Raw genomic sequence first — 12301 nt, 5'->3', positions numbered from 1 at the left:
AATGGCCACCGAGCGCCCTGTCCGTCAAGGCGAACGATCGTACCGATGGAGCGAACGACATGGCCGACGTCCCCGCCCGGCTCCCCATGGAGTGGATCGCCGCGTCCCTCAAGCGCGAACGCGCCCGCGCCGGGCTGTCCCTGTCCGAGCTGGCCAAGCGCGCCGGGATCGCGAAGTCGACGCTGTCCCAACTGGAGGCGGCGAGCGGCAATCCGAGCATGGAGACGATCTGGGCGCTCGCGGTGGCGCTCGGCGTGCCCTTCAGTGCGCTGGTCGAGTCGCCCGCGCCGGCCGTCCAGGTCATCCGGGCCGGCGAGGGCCCCACGGTCCACTCGGACCGGTCCAGCTATGTGGCCGCGCTGCTCTCGGCGAGCCCGCCGAACGTGCGGCGGGACGTCTACCAGGTCTGGCTGGAGCCCGGGACCGTCCGGGATTCCGAACCGCACATTCCCGGGACGGTGGAACACATCGTGGTCGCGGAAGGCGCGGTGAAGGCGGGGCCACGGGGGGGAGAGGTGGAGCTGGGACCCGGGGACTACATGTCGTACCGGGGGGACGTGCCGCACGCCTACGAGGCGCTCGCCGCCGGAACGAAATTCGTGCTCATCATGCAGCACATGTGAACCGGAAATGAACGAAAAAGGCAGGAGCCCCGTTGCCGGAAGGCGCGGGGCTCCTTGGGTACTGCACTCAGGTTCTGCGATCAGGCAGAGATCAGACGGGGGTGACGTTCTCCGCCTGCGGGCCCTTCGGACCCTGCGTCACGTCGAAGCTCACCTGCTGGTTCTCCTCGAGGGAGCGGAAGCCGGAGGCGTTGATCGCGGAGTAGTGAACGAAGACGTCGGGGCCGCCGCCCTCCTGGGCGATGAAGCCAAAGCCCTTTTCGGCGTTGAACCACTTCACGGTTCCGGTAGCCATAAGCCCTCCTTGGGCTCAAAAGGGTTGCCCTGCTCCAGAACCTGCACGTGCGAAACGGTGCTGCACAACTGCATTCGTCTGAAAACGACGAGAGCCCGCGGTCACATGCTCCGCAGGCTCTGTACTGCAAGGGAAACCAAACTGCAACTTGCGGCGAGCCTAGCACGCGGGCAGCCGAAAGCAATAGAGGGCAAGATCACTTCACTCGGATGTTTGAAAGTCTGTAACCCGTTTGACGGCGGGGCCGGTCCCAGCACCGTACAGGACGGGGTCTAGTCTCGCGATGTGGACAATTCTCGCACCCGGCCGCGCGTCGGCCACATCCAGTTCCTGAACTGCCTGCCCCTCTACTGGGGGCTCGCGAGAACCGGCACGCTCCTCGACTTCGAGCTGACCAAGGACACCCCGGAGAAGCTCAGCGAGCAGATCGTGCGCGGCGACCTCGACATCGGCCCCGTCACCCTCGTCGAGTTCCTGAAGAACTCCGACGACCTGGTCGCCTTCCCGGACATCGCCGTCGGCTGCGACGGCCCGGTGATGTCCTGCGTGATCGTCTCGCAGGTCCCGCTGGAGAACCTCGACGGCGCCCGGGTCGCCCTCGGCTCCACCTCACGCACCTCGGTCCGGCTCGCCCAACTCCTGCTGGAGGAGCGGTACGGCGTACGGCCCGACTACTACACCTGCCCCCCCGACCTCAGCCTGATGATGCAGGAGGCGGACGCCGCCGTCCTCATCGGTGACGCGGCCCTGCGCGCCAACCTCCTCGACGGCCCGCGCTTCGGCCTCCAGGTGCACGACCTCGGCGCCCTGTGGAAGGAGTGGACCGGCCTGCCGTTCGTCTTCGCCGTGTGGGCCGCCCGCCGGGACTACGCCGAGCGCGAGCCGTCCCTCACCCGCCAGGTCCACGAGGCCTTCCTCGCCTCCCGCAACCTCTCGCTGGAGGAGGTCGGCAAGGTCGCCGAACAGGCCTCCCGCTGGGAGGCCTTCGACGAGGCCACCCTGGAGCAGTACTTCACCACCCTCGACTTCAGCTTCGGCGCCCCGCAACTGGCGGCCGTCGCCGAGTTCGCCCGCCGCGTGGGCCCGACGACCGGCTTCGCCGCGGACGTGAGGGTGGACCTGCTGCAGCCGTAGGCACACCTCACTACGCTGCTGCACGGAAGGCGTTGGGGGGAGAGTGCGCCATGCAGCCGCTGGAAGTCGACGAGCCGGCCACGGTCGGGCCCTACCGGCTGCTCGGCCGGCTCGGCTCGGGTGGCATGGGCCGGGTCTATCTCGGCCGCAGCACGGGCGGCCGTACGGTCGCCGTGAAGATCGTCCATCCGCACTTCGCGCTGGACGAGGAGTTCCGCGCCCGCTTCCGGCGTGAGGTGGAGGCCGCCCGCCGGGTCGGCGGCGCCTGGACCGCCCCCGTCCTGGACGCGGACCCGGACGCCCGGGTGCCCTGGGTCGCCACCGCATACGCGGCCGGCCCGTCCCTCGCGGCGGCCGTCACCGACGGCGGTCCGCTGCCCGCGCACACCGTACGGGCACTGGGCGCGGGCCTCGCCGAGGCGCTGGCGGCCGTGCACGAACGGGGCCTGGTCCACCGGGACGTGAAGCCGTCCAACGTCCTGCTGACCCTGGACGGGCCGCTGCTGATCGACTTCGGCATCGCCCGGGCCATGGACGGCACGGCGTCCCTGACCTCCACCGGTGTCTCGATCGGCTCCCCGGGCTACATGTCGCCCGAGCAGATCCTCGGCAAGGGCGTCACGGGCGCCGCCGACGTCTTCTCGCTCGGTGCCGTCCTCGTCCACGCGGCCACCGGTGAACCGCCCTTCCGCGGCGACTCCTCGGCCGCCCTGCTCTACAAGGTCGTCCACGAGGAGCCCGAACTGGGCTTTTTGGAGGGTGAGCTGCGGGAGGTGGCGGCGGCCTGCCTGGCCAAGGACCCGGCGGCCCGTCCCGCGCCCGCCGAGGCCGGCCGGCGGCTCGCCCCCGGCGGCGCCGCCCGCCTGGTCGCCGGCGGCTGGCTGCCGGGCGCCCTGGTGGAACAGGTCAGCCGCAGCGCCGTGAGCCTGCTCAACCTGGACACGGGAGAGACGGCCCCCTCGGGCCCCGTGCCCTTCACCAGCCCTGCGGTGGACGGACCGCCGGTCCCGCCCCGGCCGACCCCGTCCCCCGGCGCCGGGGCGTTCGGCCCGGCTCCCGTGATGACACCGGCGCGGACTCCGTCCGCCGGCCCACCCGCCGGACCGCTCGGCACCCCGAACGACCTGCCCGCGCCGCCGACGGTCCTGCCCGCGCCGCCGACCGTCGTGCCCGCGCCGCGGGACGTGCCGGCGCCCGGCCGGGTCTCCGTGAGCGTGGCGGCGGACTCCGCACCGGCCCAGGGCGGCCGTGGGCGCCGGGTGAGCTGCACGGTGGTGCTGGCGGTCGCCGGAGCACTGGCCGCGGTGTCCCTGGGGGCCGGCGTCCTGCTGCGGCCCTGGTTCGGGCAGAGCGACGCGGGCAGCGGAGGCGGCGCCAAGGTCGACTCCCCGGCGCCCGGCTCGGCGACCGGCGGCTCCGCCACCGGCACCGGCGACGGGCCCGGCGCGATCCCGGCGCGCTATCTCGGCACCTGGCAGGGCCAAGCCACCGGCCTCGGCGGCAACCTGCCCATGGGCACCTTCCGGCTCACCGTCCACCAGGCCGCGGTCGGTGCGGAGTTGGGGCGGCTCCGCCAGATCGACCAGATCGGCGGTGTCTGCACCGACGTCCTCACCCTGAAGAAGGTGACGAAGACCCGGATCCTCGCGACCTCCGTGGGCGCCGCGGACAACCCCGGGCACTGCGTACCCACCCCGCACCAGGTGGAGTTGACCCCGGCCGGCGACGATCTGACGTTCACGTCGGACAGTTCCGACGAGGGCAACCCGGTCGCGCGCATGTCGAAGGTCGAGTAGGGGCGGCCGCCCCGGCGAGTCCGTCCCAGGAGGCCGGTCTCAGAAGTCGGGTCTCAGGAGTCCGGTCTCAGGAGACCGGTCTCAGGAGGCCGGTCTCAAGAGCCGGGTCTCAGGAATCCGACGGGACCTTGTACTTCCGTACCGTCCCCGCGATCTTCCGTATCGTCGCGTCCGGCACCTCCCCGGCCACGTTCTTGGCGCCGAAGAACGACCAGGAGGCCACCTTCCCGTCGGTGCCCTCGAAGGCGAACGTCCACGCCTTGCCGTCCGACGCGCACTTCGCCGACTTCCTCACGCCCACGGACCACGCGCTGCCCAGACTGCCCTCGAGGCCGGAGGCCGACGTGAACGACTCGACGGGGCCCGTCCGCACCTTGGCCTTGTCCGGCTGGGTGTACTGCCCGTACACCCAGGTCTTCGGATCGGCGCCGGCGACCTCCCGGGTGCTCAGGCCGCTCTCGTTGCCCCTGCTGCCCACCGCGGCCAGCGGAGAGTACTCCGGCGTGCCGTCCTTGTCGTCGTCCGAGGCGCACCACGTCTTCTTCAGGAAGGCGGGCGCGCGCATGGCGATGAGCGGCTTGTCGTCCGGGTCCCCGTTCTTCGAAACCCAGGTGACCCAGTTGGAGGACTGGATCTCCCACCCCGGCGGGACGTCGAACTCGATGCCCTCGCCCGGGTTCGCCACGACCTTCCAGCCCTTGATGGTGGCCGTCTCGGTGCCGGAGCCCCGCGAGTCGGCCGAACTCGGAGAGGGGGACGCGGTGCCGGTGGGCTTCGGCCCGGGCCCGTCGTGCCGGTTGTCGCCGAGCATGACGACCCCGGTGACCACCGCCGCCAGCACCACCGCCGCCGCCGCGATGACGGCGACGAGCTTCGTCCGGTTCGGGCCACCCGCCGGCGGCGGCACGGGCGCGCCGGTCCGCTGCGTGGGCGCGGCCCACGGCTGAGGCTGCTGGTAGGGGTTCGGCTGGTGATACCCGGGCTGTTGGTACGGGTTCGGCTGGTGCCCGACCGGGGGCTGCCGCGGGTCCTGCCCGCCCCCCGGCGACTGCTCTCCTGGCCACATGCGCCGTAACGATACGGCGGGAGTCGGCACGTGCGGACACCGGTTCGGCCCTCCGCCCGGCCCCGCGCTCGATAGGCTCTCCCCACCATGAGTGACGTGCTGCTGTGGGCCGTTGCCGCCCTGTGGGGCGCGGCGGCGGGCGTGCTGCTCCCCAGGGCCGCGTTCCGCTTCGCCGTCCCGGAGGGGGAGGAGTGGCGGGACCGGTGCCCGCGGGGGCATGCCCTCCGGGGCTGGCTCGGCCCGGCGCGCTGCGGCCGGTGCCCGCGCGGTGACGCCGACGCCCCCGGGACGTCGTACACCCCCTCCGTCCTCCTCCTCGCCACCGCGACCGCCCTGACCTGCGCGGCCCTCGCCGCCGCCACCGGCACCCGGCCCGAGCTGGCGGTCTGGCTGCTGCTCGCCCCCGTCGGCGTGCTGCTGGCCGTGGTCGACTTCCGGGTGCGGCGGCTGCCCGACCCGCTGACCCTGCCGCTCGCCGTCGCCGCCCTCGCCCTGCTCGGCCCGACCGCCCTGCTGCCCGAGCACGCCGGCCACTGGCTCACCGCGCTGTACGGCGCCCTCGCGCTCGGCGCCGGCTACTACCTGCTGTACCTCATCAACCCCTCCGGCATGGGCTTCGGCGATGTGAAGCTGGCCGTGGGGATGGGCGCCGTACTCGGCTGGTACGGCTGGTCCACGGTCCTGCTCGGCAGCTTCGCCGGGTTCCTGTTCGGCGCGCTCTACGGCGGCGCGCTCGTCGTGGCCCGGCGGGCGGGCCGCAAGACGGCGATCCCGTTCGGCCCCTTCCTCATGGCCGGCGCCTTCGCGGGGCTGCTCATCGGCGCGTACGCGGCCTGAGGTCCGCCGCGGAAATCGGCTGGCGTAGGCTGAGTCAGTCCGCCCACCCGTCTCCCGCCACCACCCTTGCACCGAGCGCTCCGCGCGCACCTTTTATTTTCCTTGACGAAAGGGACGCCCCGGTGACCGAGAAGGCCGAGCTTCAGTCCGTCCTCGACCGTGCCGCGGCCGGCGGACGGATCACCCCGGAAGAGGCCCTCGACCTCTACCGCGGCGCCCCGCTGCACGCACTGGGCGCCGCCGCCGACGCCGTACGCCGCCGCAAGTACGCCGGCATCGAGCACATCGCCACGTACATCATCGAGCGCAACATCAACTACACGAACGTGTGTGTCACGGCGTGCAAGTTCTGCGCCTTCTACGCGGCCCCCAAGGACACGGCCAAGGGCTGGACCCGCGACCTCGACGACATCCTGCGCCGCTGCGCGGAGACCGTCGAGCTGGGCGGCACCCAGATCATGTTCCAGGGCGGCCACCACCCCGACTACGGCGTCGAGTACTACGAGAAGCACTTCAAGGCCATCAAGGACGCCTTCCCGCAGCTGGTGATCCACTCGCTGGGCGCCTCCGAGGTCGAGCACATGGCCCGGATCAGCGGAGTCTCGGTCGAGGAGGCCATCACCCGCATCCACGAGGCGGGCCTGGACTCCTTCGCCGGTGCCGGTGCCGAGCTGCTCCCCGAGCGGCCGCGCAAGGCCATCGCCCCGCTGAAGGAGAGCGGCGAGCGCTGGCTGGAGATCATGGAGACCGCGCACGAGCTGGGCGTGGAGTCGACGTCCACGATGCTGATGGGCACCGGCGAGACGAACGCCGAGCGCATCGAGCACCTGCGGATGATCCGTGACGTGCAGGACCGCACGGGCGGCTTCCGGGCCTTCATCCCGTACACCTACCAGCCCGAGAACAACCACCTGAAGGGCCGCACGCAGGCCACCCTCTTCGAGTACCTGCGGATGATCGCGATCGCCCGCCTCTTCCTGGACAACGTCCAGCACATCCAGGGCTCCTGGCTGACCACCGGCAAGGAGGTCGGCCAGCTGTCCCTGCACTACGGCGCGGACGACCTCGGCTCGATCATGCTGGAGGAGAACGTGGTCTCCTCGGCCGGCGCCAAGCACCGCTCCAACCGGCTGGAGATCATCGATCTCATCCGCCGGGCGGGCCGCGTCCCCGCGCAGCGCGCCACGACGTACGAGCACCTCGTCGTCCACGACGACCCGGCGAACGACCCCGCCGACGACCGCGTGGTCTCCCACATCTCCTCCACGGCCATCGAGGGCGGCACGGCCCACCCCGAGCTGAAGCTGCTGGCGTCCAACTAGAGCGAACCAGGGTTCCCGTGCTCACACTTCACGTCGCCGAGCGGTCGCCCGAGGCGGCGGTCCTGGTCGACGGGGCGTCCGTCGCCGCCGTCGGCCGGTACCAGGAGCTGGCCGACGGCCACCCGGGGGCGCGGGTGCGGCGCTGGCCCGGCATCCTGACCCCCGGACTGCTGAACCCGTACGGTCCCGAGCTGCTGGAGGCCACCTACCATCCCGACCCGCGCGAGGCCGACGCTCTCGGTACCGAGCCCATCGGCGGGGAGCGGGCCCGGGAGATCTTCCGCACCGACCCCGCGCGGCTCGGCGCGAGCGCGCGGCGCGGGGTGCAGCGGATGCTGGCGCACGGCACGGTGGCGGTGGCCGGGGAGCTGCGGTCGCGGGCCGTGGCCGACGCGGTGCGCCGGGCCGGACTCGCGGTGGGACAGCGGCCGGACCGGCTCCCGGGCCCGGCGGCACTGTCCCCGGTGCCGCTGATCCTGCTGCCGGGGCTGGTGCCGGGCGGCCCCGCCCGATTCGCCGTGTTCGACGTCGCGGACCGTGCCGAACTGGTCCGGCGCGGCGCCGGGACCTGTGTGGCGACCGTGATCGGCGGACGGCTGGTGTACCGCGGCCGCTGATCACGGCTCAGCCCGCGAACGCCCGCGCGAACGCCCCCGAACTCTGGCTCACCCCACTGCAGTCGGTGGCCGCGTCGTCCTGCCCGGACTTCCCGTCCGGGCACCGCCGGTCGCGGAAGGCGGCCCACATCGACACCCAGGCGATCTCCTTCTCCTCGGCGAACGCCCGCACCTGATCCGCGTCGGAGAGCGTGAACGTCTCCCCGCCCACGTCGTCGACCGGCTGGGCCTGGTGCGGCATGGTGTTCCCCTCGATGGGCGTCATGTTCGCCCTGGCCGGCACCCTGATGGCGAAGTCCCTGGAACGGCCCGCCCGGAAAGTCCTGAGGAGCATCCTGAACTTCCTCTGGCCGGGCCCGGACGGCCGCCTCGGCAGCGCCCTGTGGGACCTGTCGACGTACCTCTTCTGCTGGATCCTCGGCTTCGCCCACCGCGACGGCCTGCTCCAGCGGACGAAGCCGGCGCTCGTCGGTGTCCTGTCGTGTGCCGCGCTGGGCTACGGCGCCTGGTACGCCTTCTCCCACCGGGCCGGCTTCGGCACCTACGACCTCGACGAGAACCCCCTCGCCCAGGCCTTCCGGTCGGCCGGTTTCGTCCTGCCGCTGATGTGGGCGAAGGCGTACTTCCGGATCGGCTTCGCCCGGCTCACCCGCTTCCGGCGCCTGGACCGGACGGTCACCGTCTTCAACGCGCGCGCGGTGACGATCTACCTCTGGTACGAGATCGCCCTGATCCTGGCCGTCCCGCTGATCGACCGGCTGTGGGACGTGCCCGCCTTCGAGACGTACCTCCCTCTCGACAGCCAGTGGTTCGTGTTCGGCACCGGCTGGATCCTGATCGCCGTCTTCGCGCTGCTGTGCGGCCGGGTCGAGGACGTCGCGGCACGCAAGAAGCCCCGCCTCCTGCCGTGTGGGCGTACTGCAACAATGGGCGGGTGACCCGCGCATCCCTGGACAAGCAGCCGCACGAAGTCGCCTCGATGTTCGACAACGTGGCGGAAAAGTACGACCTGACCAACGACGTGCTGTCGATGGGGCAGGACCGGCGCTGGCGCAAGGAGGTGGCGAGAGCGGTCGACGCGCGCCCCGCGCAGAAGGTCCTCGACCTCGCCGCCGGTACGGCCACCTCCTCGCTGCCCTTCGCGCAGACCGGCGCGTACGTCGTCCCCTGCGACTTCTCCCTCGGGATGCTCCAGGTCGGCAAGCGCCGGCACGCCTGGCTGCCGTTCACGGCGGGCGACGCGACGAGGCTGCCGTTCAAGGACGACACCTTCGACGCGGTGACGATCTCCTTCGGGCTGCGCAACGTGCAGGACACGGACGCGGCCCTGCGGGAGATGTACCGGGTGACCCGGCCCGGCGGGCGCGTGGTGATCTGCGAGTTCTCCCACCCGACCTGGGCGCCCTTCCGCACGGTCTACACCGAGTACCTGATGCGGGCCCTGCCCCCGGTCGCGCGCGCGGTGTCCTCGAACCCGGACGCCTACGTCTACCTCGCCGAGTCCATCCGCGCCTGGCCCGACCAGCCGGGCCTGGCCGAGCGGCTGCGCAAGGCGGGCTGGTCGAGGGTGGCGTGGCGCAACCTCACCGGCGGGGTCGTCGCACTGCACCGGGGCTTCAAGGAGAGCTGACCCGCACGGGCGGCCGTCTCAGCGGTCGATCATCTCGAAGGCGTCCCCGGGCTCGCCCAGTTCCCGCTGGAGCCCGCCCGAGGGCGGCCTCGGGATGCGCGGCTCGCGCACGCCCCCGCCGCCTTCTCCCTCACCGAAGTCGAACCACACGTACACCATGGAGTCCGGCGGCACCTCGGCGCCGGGCTGCGGGTACTGGCGGACGACGTAGTCGACGACGGTGCGGTGGAAGTCCGGCCGGTCCGGCGCGTTGAGGAACAGCCCCCGCGCCCGGGCGGTCTCGCGCGCGTCCATGGCCATCAGACCGACGAGACGAGGCACGCGCACTTCGGGTGTTTTGGGTGGTATGCGCACAGATGTCACCCCCAGTGGTACTGGAAGGGTAACTCCGGGGTGCCCCGGCCGGAAGGCGCCGGTGTCTTTCTGTAGCAGACGACTACTCAGCGTTGCCGAGGGGGAGTCGGAAGCAGAGCGCGTTCTCGTCCAGCGTGGGATGGGGGTACGTCTCCGCCGGTGTCATACCGAGCCGCCGGGTCACCGCGATCGACCGCTCGTTGCCCGGCCGGACCATCGCCACCACACCCGGCACCCCCGCCGCCCGCACCCGCTCCAGGGTCTCGCGCGCGGCCGCCGTGACGTACCCCTTGCCCCAGTGCCTGCGGCCGAGCCGCCAGCCGATCTCCGTCTCGCCCACCGGGCCCCAGGCGGGCTGCCAGGGCTGGGCGCCGGTGAAGCCGATGACCTCCCCCGACTCGTCCAGCATCGTCCACAGGCAGAAGCCGAGTTCGGCGTCGTGGCGCCGCTGGCGCGCGGTGAGTTCCTCGTAGACCGAGAGCGCGGCCGGCTTGCCGCCGTAGAACTCCATGACCTCGGGGTCGGCGAAGACCCGATGCCAGGCGACGGCGTCCTCGTGGGTGGGAACGCGCAGCCGTACCGCGGGGAGAGGTGGGTTCACAGGGCAGCCCTTCAGCCGGGTGATCAATTCTGCTGAATAGACTGCCCATGTCCAGTGCCGGTCGGCACGCAGATTTCGAACTTGGGGAGATCCCGCCGTGACCGTCGTGAAGGAGCCCCTCTCCGAAAACACCGCCGACGTGATCGTCGTCGGCGCGGGGCCGGCCGGCTCCACGACCGCCTACCACCTCGCCAAGGCCGGTCTCGACGTCCTGCTCCTGGAGAAGACCGAGTTCCCGCGCGAGAAGGTCTGCGGCGACGGCCTCACCCCGCGCGCGGTCAAGCAGCTCGTGGCCATGGGCATCGACATCTCCGAAGAGGCCGGCTGGCTGCGCAACAAGGGCCTGCGCATCATCGGCGGCGGCTCCCGCCTCCAGCTGGACTGGCCGGATCTCGCCGCCTACCCGAACTACGGACTCGTCCGCAAGCGCGACGACTTCGACGAGCAGCTCGCCCGCAACGCCCAGAAGGCCGGCGCCCGCCTCTTCGAGCGCTGCAACGTGAGCGGCCCGGTCGTCGACGACCGCACCGGCCGCATCACCGGCGTCACCGCCAAGCTCGGCGAGGAGAAGCGCGAGGTCACCTTCCGCGCGCCGCTCGTCGTCGCCGCCGACGGCAACTCCACCCGGCTCTCCCTCGCGATGGGCCTGCACCGCCGCGAGGACCGCCCGATGGGCGTCGCGGTGCGCACCTACTTCACCTCGCCCCGCCACGAGGACGACTACCTGGAGTCCTGGCTGGAACTGTGGGACCGCCGCGGCCCCCAGGACCGCCTGCTGCCCGGCTACGGCTGGATCTTCGGCATGGGCGACGGCACGTCCAACGTCGGCCTCGGCGTCCTGAACACCTCTGCCTCCTTCAAGGAGCTGGACTGGCGCGAGATCCTCAAGGCCTGGTGCGCCTCCATGCCCGAGGACTGGGGCTACACCCCCGAGAACATGACCGGCCCCATCCGCGGCGCCGCCCTGCCCATGGCCTTCAACCGCCAGCCGCACTACACGCGCGGGCTGCTGCTCGTCGGCGACGCCGGCGGCCTGGTGAACCCCTTCAACGGCGAGGGCATCGCCTACGCCATGGAGTCCGGCCAGATCGCCGCCGACGTCATCGTCCAGGCCCACGCGCGGGCCACGCCCGCACAGCGCGAGATCGCCCTGCAGCGCTACCCGCGCGTCCTCAAGGACACCTACGGCGGCTACTACACCCTCGGCCGCGCCTTCGTGAAGCTCATCGGCAACCCGAAGGTCATGCAGATCGCCGCCCAGCGCGGCCTGACCCACCCGGTGCTGATGAAGTTCACCCTGAAGCTGCTGGCGAACCTCACCGACCCCACGGGCGGCGACGCGATGGACCGCATCATCAACGGTCTGAGCAAGGTGGCCCCGAAGGCGTGAGCCCGCTCCAGGCCCGGCTCAGGGCCTCGGCCTTGGCGGCCCGGCGGGCGTACACCTCGTCCCGCCGGTCCGCCATCTGCCGCAGCGCGTCCTTTTTCTCCCGCTTCGAGAGCCGGTCCAGGTAGATGTGCCCCTGGGTGTGGTCGGTCTCGTGGGCCAGGCAGCGCGCGAAGTACCCCGTGCCCTCGACGACGACGGGGTTGCCGTCCCTGTCCTGCCCCCGCACGACGGCCCGGTCCGGCCGCGGGACGTCCATCACGGCACCGGGCACCGACAGGCACCCCTCGCCCTCGTCCAGCAGCCGCCGCCCGCGCGACGGCGTCTCCAGCACCGGATTGACGACGTGCCCGACATGTCGGACACCGTCGTCATCGGGGCAGTCGTACACGAACAGGCGCAGATCCACGCCCACCTGATTCGCCGCCAGCCCCGCCCCCTCGGCGGCGTACATGGTGAGGAACAGGTCGTCGACGAGCGCGGAGAGGTCGGGCCCGAACTCGGTGACGTCCCGGCACGGCTTGTGCAGCACCTCCTCACCGACCTCGGTGATCCGGCGCACCCTGCCGCGCCCGGCCTCGGGGGCGTGGCGCGGGTAGTGGTCTGCGGGGCTTCCTTGCACGAACACGCGTGGCATCG

General features: G+C 71.9%; 13 protein-coding genes and 2 pseudogenes. 9 read left to right on the top strand and 6 right to left on the bottom strand.

The genetic code is table 11. The features are described 5' to 3' along the window. Positions 1–59 precede the first annotated feature (59 nt). The gene (locus AB0N17_RS26900; RefSeq protein WP_366014073.1) at positions 60–623 is read left to right on the top strand and encodes an XRE family transcriptional regulator; all 564 of its coding nucleotides are present in this window, start codon (positions 60–62) and stop codon (positions 621–623) included. A 91-nt stretch (positions 624–714) separates the two neighbouring features. Here the strand turns inward: AB0N17_RS26900 and AB0N17_RS26895 are convergent, their stop codons facing one another. After that, entirely contained in the window at positions 715–918 is a 204-nt protein-coding gene (locus AB0N17_RS26895) for a cold-shock protein (protein WP_003992177.1), read from the bottom strand. A gap of 285 nt (positions 919–1203) precedes the next feature. Between AB0N17_RS26895 and AB0N17_RS26890 the strand changes: the two genes are divergently transcribed. Then, positions 1204–2052, top strand: coding sequence for a menaquinone biosynthesis protein (locus AB0N17_RS26890; protein WP_366014072.1), 849 nt, complete (start codon positions 1204–1206; stop codon positions 2050–2052). Between the two features lie 50 nt (positions 2053–2102). Further along, positions 2103–3848, top strand: a complete 1746-nt coding sequence (locus AB0N17_RS26885; RefSeq protein ID WP_366014070.1) for a serine/threonine-protein kinase — start codon at positions 2103–2105, stop codon at positions 3846–3848. 109 nt (positions 3849–3957) lie between these two features. On the opposite strand, the gene AB0N17_RS26880 is transcribed toward AB0N17_RS26885, so the two are convergent. Then, a complete protein-coding gene (locus tag AB0N17_RS26880) occupies positions 3958–4914 on the bottom strand; it encodes a hypothetical protein (RefSeq protein WP_366014069.1) in 957 nt (318 codons plus the stop codon). Between the two features lie 87 nt (positions 4915–5001). On the opposite strand from AB0N17_RS26880, the gene AB0N17_RS26875 reads away from it, so the two are divergent. The 3 genes from AB0N17_RS26875 to AB0N17_RS26865 all read left to right on the top strand — a co-directional run bounded on the left by AB0N17_RS26875 (position 5002) and on the right by AB0N17_RS26865 (position 7690). Next, positions 5002–5751: an A24 family peptidase gene (locus AB0N17_RS26875; protein ID WP_366014068.1), complete on the top strand. Its 750-nt coding sequence runs from the start codon at positions 5002–5004 to the stop codon at positions 5749–5751. 122 nt (positions 5752–5873) lie between these two features. Next, positions 5874–7073, top strand: coding sequence for a cyclic dehypoxanthinyl futalosine synthase (gene mqnC, locus AB0N17_RS26870; protein ID WP_366014067.1), 1200 nt, complete (start codon positions 5874–5876; stop codon positions 7071–7073). Positions 7074–7090: 17 nt separating this feature from the next. Beyond that, on the top strand, positions 7091–7690 hold the full coding sequence (locus tag AB0N17_RS26865) for a hypothetical protein (RefSeq protein ID WP_366014066.1): 600 nt from the start codon (positions 7091–7093) through the stop codon (positions 7688–7690). 7 nt (positions 7691–7697) lie between these two features. Here the strand turns inward: AB0N17_RS26865 and AB0N17_RS26860 are convergent. Further along, positions 7698–7910, bottom strand: a pseudogene (locus tag AB0N17_RS26860) (hydrolase); the annotation flags it as partial. On the opposite strand from AB0N17_RS26860, the pseudogene AB0N17_RS26855 reads away from it, so the two are divergent. Continuing rightward, positions 7906–8628 (top strand): annotated as a pseudogene (locus AB0N17_RS26855) (acyltransferase); the annotation flags it as partial. The pseudogenes AB0N17_RS26860 and AB0N17_RS26855 sit on opposite strands and share 5 nt — an antisense overlap. After that, positions 8625–9320 carry a demethylmenaquinone methyltransferase gene (locus AB0N17_RS26850; protein ID WP_366014065.1) on the top strand — a complete coding sequence of 232 codons (696 nt, stop codon included), beginning with the start codon at positions 8625–8627 and terminating at the stop codon, positions 9318–9320. The pseudogene AB0N17_RS26855 and the gene AB0N17_RS26850, both read left to right, overlap by 4 nt. Positions 9321–9338: 18 nt before the next feature. Here AB0N17_RS26850 and AB0N17_RS26845 read toward each other — a convergent pair whose 3' ends face one another. Beyond that, on the bottom strand, positions 9339–9647 hold the full coding sequence (locus tag AB0N17_RS26845; protein WP_366014064.1) for a PASTA domain-containing protein: 309 nt from the start codon (positions 9645–9647) through the stop codon (positions 9339–9341). 109 nt (positions 9648–9756) lie between these two features. Then, positions 9757–10275, bottom strand: a complete 519-nt coding sequence (locus AB0N17_RS26840; protein ID WP_366014063.1) for a GNAT family N-acetyltransferase — start codon at positions 10273–10275, stop codon at positions 9757–9759. A gap of 97 nt (positions 10276–10372) precedes the next feature. Here AB0N17_RS26840 and AB0N17_RS26835 point away from each other — a divergent pair, with 97 nt between their 5' ends. Further along, positions 10373–11665 carry a geranylgeranyl reductase family protein gene (locus AB0N17_RS26835; RefSeq protein ID WP_366014062.1) on the top strand — a complete coding sequence of 431 codons (1293 nt, stop codon included), beginning with the start codon at positions 10373–10375 and terminating at the stop codon, positions 11663–11665. Here the strand turns inward: AB0N17_RS26835 and def are convergent. Further along, on the bottom strand, positions 11631–12299 hold the full coding sequence (gene def, locus AB0N17_RS26830) for a peptide deformylase (protein ID WP_366014061.1): 669 nt from the start codon (positions 12297–12299) through the stop codon (positions 11631–11633). The genes AB0N17_RS26835 and def overlap by 35 nt on opposite strands. Positions 12300–12301: the final 2 nt, after the last annotated feature.

The organism is Streptomyces sp. NPDC051133 (assembly GCF_040682635.1).
GTDB lineage: Bacteria > Actinomycetota > Actinomycetes > Streptomycetales > Streptomycetaceae > Streptomyces.
This window is presented reverse-complemented; position numbering and strand designations above follow the sequence as displayed.